The organism is Streptomyces sp. AC602_WCS936, from assembly GCF_019049125.1.
GTDB lineage: Bacteria > Actinomycetota > Actinomycetes > Streptomycetales > Streptomycetaceae > Streptomyces.
This window is the reverse complement of sequence record NZ_JAGMUF010000008.1, coordinates 278,242-296,498: the sequence shown is the minus strand read 5'-3', so window position 1 is coordinate 296,498 and position 18,257 is coordinate 278,242. Positions and strand designations below refer to the sequence as shown.

Annotated in this window: 20 protein-coding genes; 10 read left to right on the top strand and 10 right to left on the bottom strand. The window is 69.9% G+C overall.

Annotation, left to right across the window (positions count from 1 at the left end; translation table 11 throughout):
* Positions 1 to 16: 16 nt before the first annotated feature.
* From KUM03_RS04120 to KUM03_RS04105, 4 genes are all read right to left on the bottom strand, one after another.
* Entirely contained in the window at positions 17 to 649 is a 633-nt protein-coding gene (locus KUM03_RS04120; RefSeq protein ID WP_217245599.1) for a hypothetical protein, read from the bottom strand.
* Positions 650 to 932: 283 nt separating this feature from the next.
* A complete protein-coding gene (locus tag KUM03_RS04115) occupies positions 933 to 2,378 on the bottom strand; it encodes a putative T7SS-secreted protein (protein WP_308406248.1) in 1,446 nt (481 codons plus the stop codon).
* A gap of 96 nt (positions 2,379 to 2,474) precedes the next feature.
* Positions 2,475 to 2,666 (bottom strand): DUF397 domain-containing protein, encoded by a 192-nt coding sequence (locus KUM03_RS04110; protein WP_217245598.1) that lies wholly within the window; start codon positions 2,664 to 2,666, stop codon positions 2,475 to 2,477.
* A 10-nt stretch (positions 2,667 to 2,676) separates the two neighbouring features.
* Positions 2,677 to 3,528: a helix-turn-helix transcriptional regulator gene (locus KUM03_RS04105; protein ID WP_217245597.1), complete on the bottom strand. Its 852-nt coding sequence runs from the start codon at positions 3,526 to 3,528 to the stop codon at positions 2,677 to 2,679.
* Between the two features lie 215 nt (positions 3,529 to 3,743).
* Between KUM03_RS04105 and KUM03_RS04100 the strand changes: the two genes are divergently transcribed.
* Both KUM03_RS04100 and KUM03_RS04095 read left to right on the top strand, forming a co-directional pair.
* The gene (locus KUM03_RS04100; protein ID WP_217245596.1) at positions 3,744 to 4,169 is read left to right on the top strand and encodes an ATP-binding protein; all 426 of its coding nucleotides are present in this window, start codon (positions 3,744 to 3,746) and stop codon (positions 4,167 to 4,169) included.
* A 54-nt stretch (positions 4,170 to 4,223) separates the two neighbouring features.
* Positions 4,224 to 4,532 carry a hypothetical protein gene (locus KUM03_RS04095; protein ID WP_374225252.1) on the top strand — a complete coding sequence of 103 codons (309 nt, stop codon included), beginning with the start codon at positions 4,224 to 4,226 and terminating at the stop codon, positions 4,530 to 4,532.
* Here the strand turns inward: KUM03_RS04095 and KUM03_RS04090 are convergent.
* The gene (locus tag KUM03_RS04090; protein ID WP_217245595.1) at positions 4,522 to 5,607 is read right to left on the bottom strand and encodes a hypothetical protein; all 1,086 of its coding nucleotides are present in this window, start codon (positions 5,605 to 5,607) and stop codon (positions 4,522 to 4,524) included. The two genes, KUM03_RS04095 and KUM03_RS04090, sit on opposite strands and share 11 nt — an antisense overlap.
* Positions 5,604 to 6,263 carry a hypothetical protein gene (locus KUM03_RS04085; protein WP_217245594.1) on the bottom strand — a complete coding sequence of 220 codons (660 nt, stop codon included), beginning with the start codon at positions 6,261 to 6,263 and terminating at the stop codon, positions 5,604 to 5,606. The genes KUM03_RS04090 and KUM03_RS04085 overlap by 4 nt, the downstream gene beginning before the upstream one ends.
* Positions 6,264 to 6,545: 282 nt before the next feature.
* Here KUM03_RS04085 and KUM03_RS04080 point away from each other — a divergent pair, with 282 nt between their 5' ends.
* The 5 genes from KUM03_RS04080 to KUM03_RS04060 all read left to right on the top strand — a co-directional run bounded on the left by KUM03_RS04080 (position 6,546) and on the right by KUM03_RS04060 (position 13,053).
* The gene (locus KUM03_RS04080) at positions 6,546 to 9,587 is read left to right on the top strand and encodes a BTAD domain-containing putative transcriptional regulator (protein WP_254398769.1); all 3,042 of its coding nucleotides are present in this window, start codon (positions 6,546 to 6,548) and stop codon (positions 9,585 to 9,587) included.
* Entirely contained in the window at positions 9,584 to 10,321 is a 738-nt protein-coding gene (locus KUM03_RS04075) for an A24 family peptidase (protein WP_217245592.1), read from the top strand. Before KUM03_RS04080 ends, KUM03_RS04075 begins: the two co-directional genes overlap by 4 nt.
* Positions 10,322 to 10,399: 78 nt before the next feature.
* A complete protein-coding gene (mqnC, locus tag KUM03_RS04070) occupies positions 10,400 to 11,599 on the top strand; it encodes a cyclic dehypoxanthinyl futalosine synthase (protein WP_217245591.1) in 1,200 nt (399 codons plus the stop codon).
* A 7-nt stretch (positions 11,600 to 11,606) separates the two neighbouring features.
* Entirely contained in the window at positions 11,607 to 12,206 is a 600-nt protein-coding gene (locus tag KUM03_RS04065; RefSeq protein ID WP_217245590.1) for a hypothetical protein, read from the top strand.
* A gap of 151 nt (positions 12,207 to 12,357) precedes the next feature.
* Positions 12,358 to 13,053: a demethylmenaquinone methyltransferase gene (locus tag KUM03_RS04060; RefSeq protein ID WP_217245589.1), complete on the top strand. Its 696-nt coding sequence runs from the start codon at positions 12,358 to 12,360 to the stop codon at positions 13,051 to 13,053.
* 74 nt (positions 13,054 to 13,127) lie between these two features.
* On the opposite strand, the gene KUM03_RS04055 is transcribed toward KUM03_RS04060, so the two are convergent.
* Both KUM03_RS04055 and KUM03_RS04050 read right to left on the bottom strand, forming a co-directional pair.
* Positions 13,128 to 13,514 carry a PASTA domain-containing protein gene (locus tag KUM03_RS04055; protein ID WP_217245588.1) on the bottom strand — a complete coding sequence of 129 codons (387 nt, stop codon included), beginning with the start codon at positions 13,512 to 13,514 and terminating at the stop codon, positions 13,128 to 13,130.
* 85 nt (positions 13,515 to 13,599) lie between these two features.
* Entirely contained in the window at positions 13,600 to 14,115 is a 516-nt protein-coding gene (locus KUM03_RS04050; protein ID WP_217245587.1) for a GNAT family N-acetyltransferase, read from the bottom strand.
* A 97-nt stretch (positions 14,116 to 14,212) separates the two neighbouring features.
* Here KUM03_RS04050 and KUM03_RS04045 point away from each other — a divergent pair, with 97 nt between their 5' ends.
* On the top strand, positions 14,213 to 15,505 hold the full coding sequence (locus tag KUM03_RS04045; protein WP_073725328.1) for a geranylgeranyl reductase family protein: 1,293 nt from the start codon (positions 14,213 to 14,215) through the stop codon (positions 15,503 to 15,505).
* Here the strand turns inward: KUM03_RS04045 and def are convergent, their stop codons facing one another.
* Together def and KUM03_RS04035 are read right to left on the bottom strand one after the other, a co-directional pair.
* A complete protein-coding gene (gene def / locus KUM03_RS04040; protein WP_217245586.1) occupies positions 15,506 to 16,141 on the bottom strand; it encodes a peptide deformylase in 636 nt (211 codons plus the stop codon).
* A gap of 154 nt (positions 16,142 to 16,295) precedes the next feature.
* A complete protein-coding gene (locus tag KUM03_RS04035; protein ID WP_254398767.1) occupies positions 16,296 to 16,973 on the bottom strand; it encodes a C40 family peptidase in 678 nt (225 codons plus the stop codon).
* On the opposite strand from KUM03_RS04035, the gene KUM03_RS38125 reads away from it, so the two are divergent.
* Positions 16,972 to 17,115, top strand: coding sequence for a hypothetical protein (locus tag KUM03_RS38125; RefSeq protein ID WP_241846944.1), 144 nt, complete (start codon positions 16,972 to 16,974; stop codon positions 17,113 to 17,115). The genes KUM03_RS04035 and KUM03_RS38125 overlap by 2 nt on opposite strands.
* Positions 17,116 to 17,894: 779 nt before the next feature.
* Positions 17,895 to 18,254, top strand: coding sequence for an NADH-quinone oxidoreductase subunit A (locus KUM03_RS04030; protein ID WP_003974383.1), 360 nt, complete (start codon positions 17,895 to 17,897; stop codon positions 18,252 to 18,254).
* The last annotated feature ends 3 nt before the right edge of the window (positions 18,255 to 18,257 follow it).

The following is an 18,257-nucleotide window of genomic DNA, read 5'->3' as shown; positions in this document are numbered from 1 at the left end:
CCGAAGCCCCCAACTGTCAGACGAAACGGAAGGTGCTGGTCACCGCGTCGAAGATGTCGTGGAACGCCTCGGCGAGATCGAGTACCGGGCTGGCCCCGGAGACGAGGACGACCTGGTCGGTGGTTCCCGGGACGGGAATGTACGTCTGGGTCAGCACCATGCGCAGCGTACGACTGTCGCCCTGGGCGACGGGCACGTCCTCGACGCCGTAGGTTCGTGCCGCTGTGCCGACTTCGAGGATGTCCACTGTCGTGACTTTGCGCCAAGCGTCCCCCTCCCGGCGGGGAGTGATCGTGCGCAGGCTCTCGGCGATGGCCCGCGGGTCGGTGGACAGGGCGACACCCTGCTTGTTCTTGGCACCGAGCACGGACACGGTGACGGTCGCGGAGAGCGGAACGCCGTCGAAGTTCTCGGCCATACAGCCCAGGTAGACGGCACCGGAGTCGTATGCGTCCTTCGCCATCTTGCGGAGCATCGCACAAGCTTCGGAGCGGTAGGGGGCGAGTTCTGGAATTTCGCGTATACGGTCGTCGACTAGATGGCGGACAGTCGCCTCTCTGCCTTCAGGGCGAACACTGAATTCCCACCAGGAGTCAGGGACGGAGAGTGCCAAGCCGATGGGTGATTCCTGATGGGTAGGCTCGTTCATTCAGGTCTTACTTCCTTGAAGCGAGGGACGTAGAGAGTGTCAGGGTCAACCGAAAATGGATGCAAGGTGAATTCCTGTGGCACCCTGATTCGCGAGATGGTGATTCCGGTCAAGCAAGTATTGCACCAGCAGAGTGAATATCCCATGCGAGTGCTCTCGTTGCCCAGAGCTACACACCGAACGGTTCGCGCGTTGCAGTTGGGGCATGTCGCGTCGCTTTCTGCAACCTCGTTATGGATAATCCGGGCAGCCAGTAGTGACCACCTGTCGAACTGTTTTTCTCTCACCTCGACCTCCCGCCGGACCTGTAGTAATCGATGAACGACTGCTCGATATCGTAACAAGCTGCTTCTCGCTTGGCACCATCCACGATCGCGTCATCGACGGGGCCATGAATCGCAAACTGCATAACGTGCATTCTCTCATGGCCGACGGTCGCAACCAGAGTTTCCATGTCTGTGAAGGCGTCAGGGTACAGTGTTATTGTGCCTTTCGGGTGTGTGTACCCGAAAAGGTTCTTGCCGACCAAGTCTGGGTTGCGGTCTATTCGAATTTTGGTTCCGGACAGGCCGATGCCGCCCTCTCGGGCAGCTCGACGTACCGATCGCATCTGCATGGGAACAGAGAGGCCCTTGAACGGGCCAAGGTTGACTGTGCGGCGAAACAGCCCAGGATCTTCTAGAAATCCTTCTCGGCGTAGCTTGCTGGCCATACCTTTTAGGCCGCCGCCGATGCCGTTCATGAAACCGGCACCTAGGCCCTTCAGCCCTCCTGCTTGCCAAAGCTTGCCGAGCTTCGCCAGGCTCGTGATGCCCTTGGTCGCGGGTATGCAGTCCAGTGCCGCCCATAGGAGGTCGCCCCAACCGGCCTCGCCTTTGATGACTTTTCTTATCGTGTCGGCCATCACGACCAGGGCCGCCGCGAACACCAGCCACCCCAGCGGGCCGCCCACGATCATCACGATGATCCCGACGACGGCGACGACCCACTTGCAGACGGTGACGATCTCGTCCCAGTGGTCGGAGACCCAGTCGCCGATCTCCTCCCACCAGTGCCGGTTCGGGATACCGGCGTCCGACGCCTCCTGGAGCTTGGTCACCGTCTGGCGCGCGGCGTCCTCGCGCAGGCCCTTGGCCTGGGCGGCGAGCTTTCTGGCCGCGTCCAGGGCGTCCTTCGCGTTTTCGACGTTCCGCTCGGCCGTGGCCTGGCGGGCCGTCGCGTGCTGGGCGTCGCGGGTGGCACGCCGTACGTCGGCCTCGTCGGGCTTGGGTATGTCCTTGCCGCCGTTCTTGGCGGGGTCGTAGGAGTCCACCTTCTCGGTAGTGGTGCGGACCCAGTCGTTCGCTCCCGACAACGCCGTCTGGGCGGTGGTGAGTTCGTCGCGCGCCTTACGGCCGTCGCGCAGGGCCTTGTCGGCCTTCTCCTGGGCGTCCTGGAGGTCGGGCCAGAAGCTCGCCAGCGCGTCGCCTGCCAGGTCGTACGACTTCTTCAGTTTCCGGAGCTTCTTCGGGACGTCCTCGAACTCCTCGGCGAACACGTCCGCCGTCTTGCCCGCCCAAGAGAGGATCTCGTCCTCCTTGGCTATGCCCTTGAGGTCGCGGAGGGCCTCCGCCACTTCGTCGGCGAAGTCGTGCAGCGTGCCGGCGAGTTTGCGTATGCGTTGCGGGTCGCCCGGGGTCGGGTCCTTCTCCAGGTCGAGTACGTGCCAGTCCGTCGGCCTGTGGGACACCGTGTTCTCCCCCGTACACGTGCGATGCCTATCGCTTAGAACGTGCGTATGAACTTATCGCACGGGTGGATCGTCGCGGAGTAGGCAGACAGGGGGTCAGGGAGTGGCTGTCTTGAAGCTCTGGACGAGTGCGGTGAAGGCGTGCAGCGGAACGGTCACTGTGCCCTGGGAGGTGTCCTTCGAGTCGCGTATCGCGACGCGGGTGGCGAGTGGGGCTATCTCCACGCAGGTGTTGCCGTCGCCTCCCTCGGAGTAGGAGGACTTCTGCCAGTCGATGGGGACGGTCACGCGTCGCGCCTCACAGTTCCTTCGCCAGGTTATGGATGAAGTCCCGCGTCCGGGCAGGGTCGAGTGCAGCCTTTTCCACTCTACGGAACAGCTTCCGGAAACGGTCGAGCTGAGATTCGGCGTCCAGGAAGGCGGTGCCGCTGGGGGAGTCGCGCAGCACGGTGTCCAGACGGGGCAGGGGGCCGCCCACGTGCATCATGGCGGCGCTGGCACCGGCGAAGTGGTCGGTGTCGAAGGGGACGACTCGTACCGTGATGTTCTCCCTCTCCGACTCCTCCAGGAGTCTGTGCAGTTGGGCGCGAGTCACCTTGCGGTCGCTCACGCGGATGCGCAGCGCGGCTTCGTGGACGATGGTCTCGTACGGCACAGCAGGGGAGCGCTCGACGACTGCCCGGCGCTTCACCCGGTGCTCGACGCGCGGAGTCAGCTCGCTGTCGGGCAGTTCCGGGACCATGTAGCCGAAGACCGCGCGGGCATACTCCGGGGTCTGCAACAGTCCGGGCACGTGCGTGATGACGACTTCGCGCAGGAACGTCGCATGCTGTTCCACTTCGGCGACGTCGAGGAAGACCGGGGGTAGGACGCCCTGAAACTCCTCCCACCAACCGTGGGTGCGGTCGGTGGCCATCGCCACGAGAGCATCGACCAAGGCGTCGTCGGGGCAGGCGTAGTGGGCGGCCAATCGGCGCACGCGCTCTTCGCTCACTCCGGCGAAGCCGGCCTCGACCTGACTCATCTGAGCCGAAGTCGAGCTGAGCAGTCCGGCGACCTCCCGGGCTTTCAGCCCGGCGGCCTCGCGCAGTCTGCGCAGTTCCGTGCCCAGACGTACCTGCCGCGCCGTCGGTCGGCTCCTTGGTGCCACGCGTCCCCTCCGGCTCTCAACTCGCCCGCCCATGTACCGCTTACGAGGGTCAGATTAGGGCAACGGCTTGCGCGGGCAAAAATTTTTGCTCTACGTTCAGTGGCGTACCGCATACGCGGCGCTACTACCGAGGCCGGAAGTGCACTGCTTCGCCATGCCTTGGTAAAGCGGCGATGCCACCGGCCGCTTCCCTGCCACCTGATCGGAGTTCACCCATGCCCGAAACCCGACCGGCCGACCCGGCCGCCCCCTGGGAGTACACCCTCTACATCCCGAACGACCTACGCGCAGTCACCGTCTCCCGCCGCACCCTCCGGCTCATCCTCACCATGCACGGCCTCATCCGCCTCGTGGACACCGCCGAACTGATCGCTGCCGAGCTGGTCTCCAACGCCGTACGCCACACCAAGGGACCCGCCGCGCTGCGGGTGCGGTGGGCGGCCGGCGTGCTGCGGGTGGGGGCGTGGGACGTCGACCCCGAACCGCCCGAGCCGCCGGGGAAGTGGGCGTCGCTCGCCGATGCGGAGGAGGGGCGGGGGCTCGCGCTGGTGCGGGCGTGCGCGGACGTGTGGGGGTGGCAGCCGCTGGCCAGGGGAGCCAACCGGGGCAAGTACGTGTGGTGTGACCTCGTCGCGGCGTAGGGCGTTGAGCCGTTGGCTTTCGCTCTGCGGACTGTCGACGCCGAGAGTGCGGCGGTGTTCGGGCAGCTCATCGAATCGTGCCTGGCGGATTCCCGGGCCAAGGAGATCTGGAGGGACCTGATGTCGGAGATCCGCTACTTCTTCAGCAACCCAGTGGCCGAGAAGGTGCGCGAGGAAGGCCGGGTGGAAGGACGCGTCGAGGATCGGGCCGAGATGACGCTACGCATCCTGGAGTGGCGGGACACCCCGGTGCCCGATGCCGTGCGGGAGCGTGTGCTTGCCTGCTCGGATCTGGACCAGCTCGAAGACTGGGCTCGGCGCGCCATGACCGCGGAGCGGGCCGAGGATCTGTTCAGCGGTTGATGGACTGGATCTCCTGGACTTCCATGTCCTGCGTCGTCTCGAAGGTGCCGTCCGGGAGGTCGCCCGCGGTGCCGCCGGAGCCCTGCCAGGAGATCTCCCAGGTGACCGACGCCTTCAGTTGGTACGGCTCGCCGTTGGAGGCCCGTAGGTAGCGGATGCCGCAGGGCGGGGTCTCGTCGGCCTTGCCCTTCGTGTACGGCGTCCCGATGGAGCCGTCGGCGTTGATCTCGCAGTCGCCGGAGGCTGGGAAGGTCTCCGCGTCGTCCGTACCGGGCTCCAGGTGCAGGGTGACCGGCTTGGCGGTCGTCTCCGCCCACAGGCCCGTGTTCGGGAGCTCGGCGCGGACCTTGACCTCCTTGAAGGTGCCCTTGTCGAGCCAGACCCAGGTGGGGAGGTTGACCGTGGACTTGGCGGCGGGCTTCAGCTCGACCTCGGTCTCGGGAACCTTGACTTTGTCGTAGGCGTACTCGGCGAGTGTCTGGGGTGTCGGGCTGTTCGGGTCGTCCGGTACCTCCCCCGCGTCCACCCAGAACATGATCCGGCCGCAGTCCCAGGAGTCCGGGTCTGAGGGATCGGGGGCGACGCCGCGCCAGAAGTACCCGTCCTTGCCGAGGTTGTAGTCCTTGTAGCCTTCGGCGGAGCTGTTCTCGGGCGATCCCAGATCGAAGTTGTCCGCCGGCTTTCCGTCTCGATAGTGGTCCGTCCACAGGCCCTCGCCCCACCAGGACTCGTGGATGCCCACGTCGCCGCCACTGTCCGTCTCCACGAAGTGCTTGAGTTGCTCGGGCGTGAAGATGGGCTCGTACCAACAGGCCGGAGGCTTCCAGTCGGGATCGACCGTACCGAGGTTGCCCTGTTTGTCGCCGCTTCCACTCCCGCTCACATAGGTGACCTTGATGTGGGAGACCGACGCCGACAGTGTCCCGTCGCCGGTGGTGTTGCCACTCGGCTGATCGGCGGGCGGCACTGTGGTGTTGTCCTCCGGGCCCGCCGCGTGTGCGGCACCTGCGGGCCACAGGACAGCCGTGGCGGTCAGTGCGGATGCCCAGCGCAGAGCGAGGGGCCTGGCGGTCATCGCCGGCACTCCTTCACACGTCCCTGCACCTCGATCTGCAGCACCTTCCAGATCTCCTGAGAGCCCTGGGGCGGCTTCATGAGGAGACGGAACTCCTGGTAGTCATTGAGGCTGCCCTCGGTGTACTTGACCTTGTCGGTCTTGACGTTCTTGCCGAAGAACTTGCTCTGGTCCCGGCACATCCTGACGAGCACACCACCGGAGTCGCTGACGTCGTCGGTCCGGGTCTTGTAGTAGCTGTCCGTCCCGGTGGCGGTCCACTCGTCGTCGACCCAGGCCTGGATCTGCTGCCTGGCGTACTTGGTGGCGTTGCCGAGTGAGTAGAACTGATAGCCCGGGTCCTCCGGATCCTGGGCGGTGATGCCGTGGTTCAGGGCCAGGATGTAGTTCTTGGCGTTGTCGAGTGCCGCTGCGTGACGGTCATCGGGCGGCTGAGGGGCGTCGAAATCGACTTTCAGGTCGGTCGGCAGGCTCAGGTCCGGTTGGCCGGACGCCGCAGACGCCGAGGCCGACGGCGAGGAGCTGCCCGCCCCCGTGTCCGCCCCCTTGATGTCCTCCGACGAGGAATCGTCCCCGCCCCCGCCGCACGCCGTCAGGAGCAGTGCCGCCGTCGCGGTGAAGGTGGCGGCGGTGATCGAGAAGGCGCTGCGGGCCACGGTTGTCCCCCCGGGGTACGGCGTTGCGAGAGGGAACGAAGCTATCAGCGGGCGGTGCAGGGGACCTGGCCGGTTTCTGGGGATTGTGTGGGGGCGGTGAAGGGGTTGACGGCGTTGCGGGGCAAAGGGCGCGAAGCGGGCGGATGTTGCGCGGGCGTCCGTACGCGGGCTTTCGACGGTGTCGGCGGGAGTCCATAAGATCTCTGTAGGCTCAGCACATCCCTCATACCGGACGCTCCCGCCGCTTCCGGCCCACACGGCCCACGACCCAGGACACCGCCCATGCCGCGACGCCGCACCTCAAGCTCCGCAAGCTCGACGGCTCCCTCGGCGGCACCGAGGAACCGGACGCCTCAGCCGGTGCGGGTGCGGCGGCGGTCGTTCGGGGACTTCGTCAAGGCGTTCCTCGCGTTCGTCGTACTGCTTGTGCTCGTCGTCGGGGTACCCCTCGCGCTGGCCATGCAGATCGGGTGGCCGCTGCCGGACGGAGTGCCCAGCCTGGACTGGCTGCAGCGTGAGATCACCGTCCAGACCTTCCTGAACATTCTGACCGTCGTCGTCTGGTTCGCGTGGGCGCAGTTCACCGCCTGCGTGCTCGTCGAGGTCAAGGCCGCGCTGTCCGGCGTCGGGGTGCCGGGGCGGGTGCCCGGGTCCGGGCCCAGTCAGCTGCTCGCCCGGCAGCTCGTCGCCGCGCTGCTGCTGGTCGGCGCCACCGCGGCCAGCCTCACGCCGGGGCTGTCGCAGCTCGGGCAGAGCATCGAGGGCAACCAGAAGCCCTCCGTGGCGGCGGCGCAGCAGACGCCGGGGATCTTCGCCCAGCAGCAGGAGCAGGCCGCCGGCACCGCGAGCGCCCTCGCCGAGCAGGCCGGTCAGGCCGCGGCCCGCGCCGACGGTGCCTCCGCCGCGCACGGCGACACGAAGTACTACCGCATCCAGCCGCCCGAGGGACGTCACCACGACTCCCTCTGGGAGATCGCCGACCGGCACCTCGGTGACGGACGCCGGTACAAGGAGATCTTCGAGCTCAACAAGGACCGCGTGCAGCCGGACGGGTCCAAACTGTCCGAGGCCAGCCTCATCCGGCCCGGCTGGATCATGGAGATGCCCGGCGACGCCCGCGGCGGCGAGCTCGTCGAGATGCCCGACGAGGCGCCGAACGTCTCCGAGCAGGTGCAGCAGCAAATCAGCGACTACGCCCAGACCGGCGACCACGCACAGGGCGGTGGCGGAGCCGGCAGCGGGGCCCAGGGGGCCGGTGGGGCCGGTGGGGCCGGGGTCCAGGGGGGCGGCGACAACGCCCAGGTCTCCCTCCCCGAGCAGCGACCCGCACCCGCCACTCCCGCGACGCCCGCCCCCAGCACTGGCAGCACCGGACACGACCAAGCCACCCCCGCCGCGGCCGACCACTCCTTCGGCCTCCCCGAAGCCCTCCTCGCCGCCCCACTCCTCGCCGCCGGTCTCCTCGGCGCCCTCGGCCGCCGGCGCCGGCAGGCGCTGTGGCAGTCGGCGCTCGGCAGCGTCGCCGGGCGGCGCGGCATGGAGCCGCCCACGCCCACCGGCGACGCCCAGGACGTGCAGGACGCGCTCCTCGTCGGCGCCGACCCCGAGGGCGTACGCCTGCTGGACCGGGCGCTGCGCGGGCTCGCCGCCGCACTCGCCGCCGAGTCGCGGCCGTTGCCGGTCGTGTACGCGGCCTGGATGGGCGGCAACGGCGACCTGCACCTCCAGCTCGCCCAGCCGGCCGGGAAGCCGCCGACGCCCTGGCAGCTCGGGCAGGACCAGACCTTCTGGCTGCTGGCCCGCGCCGACGCCGAGCGGTACGAGGACGCCGACACCGCCGCGCCGTACCCCGGACTCGTCAGCCTCGGCACCATGGACGACTCCCGGCTGCTGCTGAACCTGGAGTCGGTGCCCGGCATCGTCTCGCTCGGCGGCACCGAGGCCGACCGGACCGCCGTGTTCGCGTCGGTCGCCGCCGAACTGGCCACCAACGGCTGGTCCGACCGCATGACCATCACGCTCGTCGGCTTCGGGGACGACCTCACGCCGCTAGCCCCCAACCGCATCCGGCACCTCGACGGGTTCGAGGACCTCTTCGAGACCATGTCCGCCGAGACCCGGCAGCGGCGCGGCGCGCTCGGTGCCGCCGGGCACGATTCCGTCCTCACCGGCCGTACCGGGCCCGCCCAGCACACGCGTTGGGCCCCGCACCTCGTCCTGCTCGCCGCGCAGCCCTCCGACGAGGACGCCCTCCGCCTCGCCGAACTCGCCGCCGACGCCGGCCGTCTCGGCATCGGCTACCTCGTCGGCACCGAGGGCGCCGACCTCCCGGGCGCCGCCTGGGAGATGCAGATCACCGGCGAGGGCAAGCTGCTCGCGCCGCTCCTCGGGCTGGAGCTGGAGGCGCAGATGCTGCCGGCCGCCCAGCAGCGGGCCGTCGTCGAGCTGTTCACGGACGCCGACCCCGAGCACGGTCCCGGCGGGTCCGGGGGCTCGGGTGGCTCGGGGGGCGCGGCCAACCGCCCGCCGTTCCTCGTCGACATCAGTGAGCAGGGGCGGCCCGCGGTGTACGCCCGCCTCGTCGGGTCGTACGAGATCATCGGCCTGGACGCGCCCGACGGCGACCGCAGTGCCCTGCTCCACGAGGCGCTGGCATTGCTGCTGCTGCACCGCGAGGGCGTCCACCCGCGCGTGCTGTCCTCCGCGCTGTGGCCGCGCGGCGTGACGGCGGACGTGCGCGACGCGCTGCTGGAGCGGCTGCGGGCCTGGCTCGGCACCGACCCCGACGGCACCCCGCGGCTCGGCACGGACGCCAGTGGACGGCTCACCCTCGCCAAGTCCGTCGTCTCCGACCTCGACGTCCTGCGCTCCCTCTACTACGAGGCCACGCAGGGCCGCGGCGTCGGCAGCCGCCAGGTGCGCGGGCGGCTGCTCACCGACGCGCTGGTGCTGGTGCGCGGGCCGCTGCTCGCCGACCGGCCCGAGGGCCGCTACCGCTGGCTCACCCACGAGATCGTCGACGCCCAGCTCCCGCTGCTCGTCGCCGACACCGGGCTCGCGCTCTCCGAGTTCCACCTGGAGAAGAACCGCGCGGAGAAGGCCATCGAGGCACTGAACGCGGCCCTGCGCACCGCCCCCGCCGACGAGCGCCTGTGGCACGAGCTGCTGCGCGCCACGCACGCCACCGACGACACCAACCGGCTCCACGCTCTCGCCGCCGACCTCGTCGACCGCAGCGGGGCCCGCGGGCTGCCGCCGCGCACCGAGGCGCTGCTCGACGAACTGCTGCCCACCTGGCGCGATCGCGTCGCGGCGGCGGGATGAGCCTCGACCTCCTGGTCGTCCTCGTCGCCGCGTTCTGGGGCCTGGTGACGGGGTCGCTGCTGCCGCGGGCCGCCTACCGCTTCTCCGCCCCCGCGGGGGAGGCGTGGCGCGAGCGGTGCCCGCGGGAGCATCCCGTGCCGGGCTGGCTCGGTCGGGCCCGGTGCGGGCAGTGCGCGACCGGCCAGGCGAGTTATGGCCCCGGCACCACCGCCCTCGCCACCGTCACCGCCCTCGTCTGCGCCGCCCTCGCCGCCGCCACCGGGACCCGCCCGGAGGTGGCGGTCTGGCTGCTGCTCGCTCCGGTCGGTGTGCTGCTGGCCGCCGTCGACCTGCGGGTACGGCGCTTGCCCGACCCCCTCACCCTGCCGCTCGCCGGCGCCGCACTCGTCCTCCTCGGGCTCACCGCGCTCGTGCCCGAGCACGCCGGGGAGTGGACCACCGCCCTGCTGGGCGCCCTCGCCCTCGGCGGCGGCTACGGCGTGCTCTTCCTGATCAACCCGGCCGGCATGGGCTTCGGCGACGTCAAGCTCGCCCTCGGCGCGGGTGCCGTCCTCGGCTGGTACGGCTGGCCGACCCTCATGCTCGGCACCTTCGCCGGGTTCCTGCTCGGCGCGCTCTACGGCGGCGCCCTCGTCGTCGCCCGGCGGGCGGGGCGCAAGACGGCCATCCCGTTCGGGCCGTTCCTGATCGCGGGCGCCTTCCTCGGCGTTCTGGCCGGGGCCTACGCGGCCTGACGACGGAGGCGCGAACCCCCTGGCGTACGCTGGTCGCGTCCGTCCACAACCCTTACGAACCTTGCGAAAGGGACGCCGGTGACCGAGAAGGCCGACCTTCAGCCCATCCTCGACCGCGCCGCCGCCGGTGGGCGGATCACCCCCGAAGAGGCGCTCGACCTCTACCGGGACGCCCCGCTGCACGCGCTGGGCGCCGCCGCCGACGCCGTACGCAGGCGCAAGTACGCCGGGACCGAGCACATCGCGACGTACATCATCGAGCGGAACATCAACTACACGAACGTGTGCGTCACGGCGTGCAAGTTCTGCGCCTTCTACGCGGCCCCCAAGGACACCAAGAAGGGCTGGAGTCGCGACCTCGACGACATCCTGCGCCGTTGCGCGGAGACGGTCGAGCTGGGCGGCACGCAGATCATGTTCCAGGGCGGCCACCACCCGGACTACGGCGTGGAGTACTACGAGCAGCACTTCGCCGCCATCAAGAAGGAGTTCCCCGAGCTGGTCATCCACAGCCTGGGGGCGAGCGAGGTCGAGCACATGGCGCGGATCTCGAAGGTGTCGGTCGAGGAGGCGATCCAGCGCATCCACGCCGCCGGGCTCGACTCCTTCGCCGGAGCCGGGGCGGAGCTGCTGCCCGAGCGTCCGCGCAAGGCGATCGCCCCGCTCAAGGAGTCCGGTGAGCGCTGGCTGGAGATCATGGAGATCGCCCACAACCTGGGCGTGGAGTCGACGTCCACCATGCTCATGGGCACCGGCGAGACCAACGCCGAGCGCATCGAGCACCTGCGGATGATCCGGGACGTGCAGGACCGCACCGGCGGCTTCCGCGCCTTCATCTCTTACACCTACCAGCCTGAGAACAACCACCTGAAGGGCCGCACGCAGGCCACGCTCTTCGAGTACCTGCGGATGATCGCCATCGCCCGGGTCTTCCTCGACAACGTCGCCCACATCCAGGGTTCCTGGCTGACCACCGGCAAGGAGGTCGGCCAGCTCTCCCTGCACTACGGCGCCGACGACCTCGGCTCGATCATGCTGGAGGAGAACGTCGTCTCCTCCGCGGGCGCCAAGCACCGGTCCAACCGGCTGGAGATCATCGACCTGATCCGCAAGGCGGGGCGCGTCCCGGCGCAGCGGGCCACGACGTACGAGCACCTCGTCGTGCACGACGACCCGGCGAACGACCCCGTCGACGAGCGCGTCGTCTCCCACATCTCGTCCACCGCCATCGCGGGCGGCACGGCCCACCCCGAGCTGAAGCTGCTCGCCCCCAACTGAGGCCAACGTGCTCACGATCCACGTGTCCGAGGCCTCGCCCGAGACGGCCGTCGTGGTCGACGGCGCGCAGCTCGCCGCCGTCGGCCCGTACGAGGCACTGGCCGCCGACCACCCGCGGGCGCGGGTGCGCCGGTGGCCCGGCATCCTGACGCCCGGACTGCTCAACCCGTACGGCCCGGAACTGCTGGAGCAGGCGTACCACCCCGACCCGCGCGAAGCGGACCGGCTGGGCACCGAGCCGCTCTTCGGGGAGCGCGCGCGGGTACTCTTCGCTGCGAACGCGTCCGCGCGGGGCGCCAGCGCGCGCCGAGGGGTACAGCGCATGCTGGCGCACGGCACGGTCGCCGTCGCCGGTGAGCTGCGCGGCCGCGCGGCCCTGGACGCGGTGCGCGGAGCGGGGCTCGCCCTGGCGGGGCGGCCGGCCGGTCTGCCCGGGCCTGCGTCCTTCTCGCCGGTTCCGCTCGTGCTGCTTCCTGGGCTCGCTCCCGGGAAACCCGCCCGGTTCGCGGTGTTCGACGTACCCGACCGGGCCGCGCTCGTGCGGGAGGGCGCGTCCACGTGCGTGGCCACCGTCGTGGGCGGGCGTCTGGTGTACCGGGGGCGCTGAGCCGAGCTTCTCAGGGGCCTCGGTCCCGGGACCGCGGGTCGGGTGGGTGGAGGACGCCGCCGCGCGCAGGACGCCGCCGCGTGCAGGAGGCCGTGCCCGCTGCCGTGAGCCCGTCCGCGCCGCAGAGGACACGTGCTGCAACAATGGGCCCGTGACCCGCGCTTCCCTGAACAAGCAGCCGCACGAAGTCGCCTCGATGTTCGACCACGTCGCGGAACGGTACGACCTGACGAACGCCGTGCTCTCGCTCGGCCAGGACCGGGCGTGGCGCAAGGCGGTCGCCCGGGCCGTCGACGCCCGCCCCGCGCAGAAGGTCCTGGACCTCGCGGCGGGCACGGCGACCTCCTCCCTGCCCTTCGCCCGCACCGGCGCCTACGTCGTCCCCTGCGACTTCTCCCTCGGCATGCTCCAGGTCGGCAAGGAACGGCACTCCTGGCTGCCGTTCACCGCGGGCGACGCGACGCGGCTGCCGTTCCGGGACGACACCTTCGACGCCGTCACCATCTCCTTCGGGCTGCGCAACGTGCAGGACACCGATGCGGCACTGCGCGAGATGTACCGGGTGACGCGGCCCGGCGGCCGGGTCGTCATCTGCGAGTTCTCGCACCCCACCTGGACGCCGTTCCGCACCGTCTACACCGAGTACCTGATGCGCGCCCTGCCGCCGGTGGCCCGCGCGGTGTCGTCCAACCCCGACGCGTACGTCTACCTCGCCGAGTCCATCCGCGCCTGGCCCGACCAGCCGGCGCTCGCCGAGCGGCTGGGCAAGGCCGGCTGGTCGAAGGTGGCGTGGCGGAACCTGACGGGCGGCGTGGTGGCGCTGCACCGGGGGTTCAAGGCGAGCTGAGGGCCGCGCGGCGGTTCAAGGCGAGCTGAGGACCGCGCAACGGCTCAAGGTGAAGCTGAGGACCGCGCAACGCCTCAAGGCCGGCTGAGGACCGCGCAGCACGGCGGTCCGCCCACTTCCGATCCGGCCGCGTCCGGCCCGCCGTGACCCGGCTCGGTCAGCTCCCGCCGCAGCCCGCCCCACGGCGGCCCCGGCACGCGCGGTTCGCGGATGCCTCCGCCGCCCTCCCCTTCCCCGAAGTCGAACCACACGTACACCTGCGAGTCCCGCGGCACGTGCGCGCCGGGCGGCGGGTACTGGCGTACGACGTGGTCGACGACGGCGAGGTGCAGGTCGGGCCGGTCCGGCGCGTGCAGGGACAGGCCCCGCGCGTGGGCCTCTTCCTGCGCGTCCACGGCCATCAGGCCGACCAGGCGCGGTACACGTACGTCCTTCTTGGGTGCCAGGCGCACGGGCGTCACCCCCCAGCGGTACCCGGCAGAGTAACGCCGCCGCGCACCACCCGGAAGCGCCAAGTGGCTTACTGTGACAGTCGGTTGCAGCGAGTCACCGGCTGTGCAGCGGGAGCCGGTAGCAGTGCCCCTGCTGTTGCGAGGCCGGGGTGGTGAAGACCTCGGCGAGGCGCATGCCCAGGCGTTCCGTCACCGCGATGGACCGGGCGTTGCGGGCGTCGACCATCGCGACCACCTCCGCGACGCCCGCGGCACGCACCCGTTCCAGTGTCTGCCGGGCCGCCGCCGTGACGTAACCCTTGCCCCAGTACGTCCGCCCCAGGCGCCAGCCGATCTCGATCTCGCCCTTGGGGCCCCAGTCCCGCGGCCACGGCTGGGCGCCGGTGAAGCCGATGACCGTGCCCGCCTCGTCCACCATGGTCCACAGGCAGAAGCCGTGCTCCGCGTCATGGCGGCGCTGGCGGGCGGTGAGCTCCTCGTAGACGGACAGCTCCGCGGACCTCCCGCCGTGGAACTCCATGACGTCCGGATCGTCGAATATCCGGTGCCAGGCGACCGCGTCCTCGTCGGTGGGAACGCGCAACCGTACAACGGGCCAAGCTCGGTTCACTGGGCAGCCCTTCAGCCGGGTCGTGGGTGTCGCTGAATAGACTGCCCATGACCAGTGCCGGTCGGCACGCAGATTTCGAACTTGGGGAGATCCCGCCGTGACCGTCGAGACTGAGCCACTCTCCGAGAACACCGCCGACGTGATCGTCGTGGGCGCGGGGCCGGCCGGCTCCACGACCGCCTATCACCTGGCCAAGGCGGGACTCGACGTCCTGCTGCTGGAGAAGACCGCCTTCCCCAGGGAGAAGGTCTGCGGCGACGGCCTGACCCCCCGCGCGGTCAAGCAGCTCGTGGCCATGGGCATCGACATCTCCGAGGAGGCCGGCTGGCTGCGCAACAAGGGGCTGCGCATCATCGGCGGCGGCTCCCGCCTCCAGCTGGACTGGCCGGATCTCGCCTCCTTCCCCGACTACGGACTCGTCCGCAAGCGCGACGACTTCGACGAGCAGCTCGCCCGGCAGGCCCAGAAGGCCGGCGCCCGCCTGTACGAGCGCTGCAACGTCGGCGCCCCCGTGATCGACGACCGCACCGGCCGCATCACCGGCGTCCACGCCAAGCTGGGCGAGGACAAGCGCGAGGTCACCTTCCGCGCGCCGCTGGTCGTCGCCGCCGACGGCAACTCCACGCGGCTGTCCCTGGCGATGGGCCTGCACCGCCGCGAGGACCGTCCGATGGGCGTCGCGGTCCGCACGTACTTCACCTCGCCCCGCCACGACGACGACTACCTGGAGTCCTGGCTGGAACTGTGGGACCGCCGCGGCGCCCAGGACCGGCTGCTGCCTGGTTACGGCTGGGTCTTCGGCATGGGCGACGGCACCTCGAACGTCGGGCTCGGAGTGCTGAACACCTCGGACTCCTTCAAGGAGCTGGACTGGCGCGAGGTGCTGAAGGCCTGGTGCGCGTCCATGCCGGAGGACTGGGGCTACACCCCCGACAACATGACCGGCCCGATCCGCGGCGCCGCCCTGCCCATGGCCTTCAACCGCCAGCCCCACTACACCAAGGGCCTGCTGCTCGTCGGCGACGCCGGCGGCCTGGTGAACCCCTTCAACGGCGAGGGCATCGCCTACGCCATGGAGTCCGGCCAGATCGCCGCCGACGTCATCACCCAGGCCCACGCGCGGGCCACGCCGGCCCAGCGGGAGATCGCCCTCCAGCGCTACCCGCGCGTCCTGAAGGACACCTACGGTGGCTACTACACCCTGGGCCGGGCCTTCGTGAAGCTCATCGGCAACCCGAAGGTCATGCAGATCGCGGCGCAGCGCGGCCTCACCCACCCGCTGCTGATGAAGTTCACCCTGAAGATGCTCGCCAACCTGACGGACCCGACGGGCGGCGACGCGATGGACCGCATCATCAACGGACTGAGCAAGGTCGCGCCGAAGGCCTGATCAGTCCGCCGCCCCTTCAAGAGCCCTGGCGTTGGCCGTCCGGCGCGCGAACACCTCGTCGCGCCGGTCGGCCGACTGCCGCAGCGCCCGCTTGCGGTCGCGCGCGGAGAGCCGGTCCAGATACACCTGACCGTTCACGTGGTCGGTCTCGTGGGCGAGGCAGCGCGCGAAGTAGCCGGTGCCCTCGACGACGAGCGGCTCGCCGTCCTTGTCGAGGCCCCGCACGACGGCCCGGTCGGGGCGGGGCACGGCCATCGCGGCGCCCGGCACCGACAGACACCCCTCGCCCTCGTCCAGCAGACGGCGCCCGGCCGGGTCGAGGGGATCCAGCACCGGGTTCACGATGTGCCCGACATGTCGGGCGCCCTCGTCGTCGGGACAGTCGTACACGAACAGGCGCAGGTCGACCCCCACCTGATTCGCCGCCAGCCCGCAGCCGTCGGCGACGTACATCGTGCGGAACATGTCGTCGATGAGCGCGGCGAGGTCGGGCCCGAACTCGGTGACGTCCCGGCAGGGCTTGTGCAGCACCTCTTCGCCGACCTCGGTGACCCGTCGCACCGACCCGCACCGGGCCTCTGGTGCGAGCGGGGGATAGGCGGCGGTGGGCCGCCCCTGTACGAACACGCTGGGCATGGTCTCTCCTTCGGCTCGTGGACGGGCCGGTGGAGGTCCGGCCCGTGCCGAGCATGCCAGGAGCGACCGCGGGGCCGCAGCCCTCGAGTGGCTGCGGCCCCGCGCGCGGACGTGTCCGCGTTGCGTGTCTTCTGAGGTGCTGGGGTTGTGGGGGTTACAGCACCCGCACCGCGCCGCTCGGCGGGTCGTACGACAGCGGCTTCAGAACCACGCCGGTGGACGGGTTCTGCGCGCCGACGAACATGCCGTCGCCGACGTAGACGCCCACGTGGTACGCGCTGCCCGCGCCACCCCAGTACAGGATGTCGCCCGGCTGGAGGTTGCCCAGCCCGACCTGGGTGCCGGCGGTCGACTGGGCCTGGGAGACGCGCGGCAGGTCGACGCCGACCTGCTTGAAGGCGGCCTGCACCAGACCGGAGCAGTCCCACGAGTTGGGGCCGGTGCCGCCGGAGACGTAGGCGTCGCCGACCTGGGACTGGACGAAGGAGATGACCGCGGCGGCCGAACCGGTGGCCGACGAGGAGCTGCTGCCGAGGCTGCTGCCCGAGCTGTCGGAGGACCCGGTGTCCGCGGAGGCGCTCAGGGTGGCGCGCTCGGCGGTGCGCGAGGCGCGCTCGGCGGCCGCCTTGCGTGCGGCCTCCTCGGCCTTCTTCTTCTCCTCCTCGGCCTTCTTCTTGGCCTCGGCGAGGTCCGCCTCGGCCTGCTTGGCGGCCTTGGCGGCGGCCGCGTCACGCTCGGCCTGCAGCTCGTAGCTCGCGGCCGCCTGCTGCGTGACGTCCGCGGACTGGGCGACCTGAGCGGCCAGGTCGGCCGTCAGAGTGGGCAGTTCCATGGTCTGCGTCACCGGCTCGGCCGCGCTGGCCGAACTCGACGCACCGGCTACTGCCAGGGTGCTGAGGACGCCACCGGCAACTCCGGCCCGCATCGCGATGGTCGACGCGCTGCGGCGGGGCTTCCGGTGGCTGCGTATGTGAGCGGTGTGGGACATAGGGACAACCGGTATCAGGAGCTCCTCCATACCTTCAAGAAACGTGGGCTGCGCCACAGTTGTTCAATCGGGCCCCGAATCCCGGGCGTGTCGCTCCTTATTGACGCCCTAACGGACATTGCGGGCGGCCCGTAACCACCCTGTGATCACGGACTTTGATCGTTACGCCCGAATTGCCCCGCGCTTACCACTTGTTGAGGCAGTTGGCCAAGCCCGGTTCTCAGACGCCTCTCATGAATGTGGCGCAGGTCACGGAACGGTTACCCCGTCGGCCGCGTCCGCGGCGCGCGGCCGGCCCCCGGGGTCACCGCCGAGCGCTCGTGAACGCGTGCACGTGTCCACATCGCACCCCGCCCCTCCCTCTGATGTGTGAACGCGCCCTCTATCAAGTGATCGAGTCCAGCGCCAGTTTGCATGCAAGGGAACCATCTTGATATTGAGACGCCCGCAGCGCGCCCCCTCTGGCCAGCGGCGACGATCGAAATTGTCACCTCTGGTGATCACCTGAACGCTTCTTGTGTGAAGATCACCGCTCATCCGACTTCATGATCCTTCGTCAGGTGGTGGAGATCACAAAGCTTGTGCAATACCCCGTGTCGCAGATCACAGAGTGGCGGGCATAAGATGCGAGGCAGTTGGGCTTGTGACCTGCTTCACATGTTCGCGATCTTCGCCGGGACGAGCGGGGTTCGTGGGGCTGTTGGGGCGGCTGTGAGTCCGATGCAACCGCCAGCAGTCAGTGCCGACTGAGAGGAGCGAGGAGCGGTGAACGCGTATGCGCCCATCCTCGTACTGGGAGCCCTCGGGGCAGGCTTTGCGATCTTCTCCGTGGTGATGGCCACGCTGATCGGTCCGAAGCGGTACAACCGGGCGAAGCTCGAGGCCTACGAGTGCGGAATCGAGCCGACCCCCACGCCGGCCGGCGGCGGGCGCTTCCCCATCAAGTACTACCTGACGGCGATGCTCTTCATCATCTTCGATATCGAGATCGTCTTCCTCTACCCCTGGGCCGTCACCTTCGACGCCCTGGGGATTTTCGGGCTCGTGGAGATGCTGCTCTTCGTGCTCACCGTCTTCGTCGCGTACGCGTACGTATGGCGGCGCGGCGGCCTGGAATGGGACTGAGGG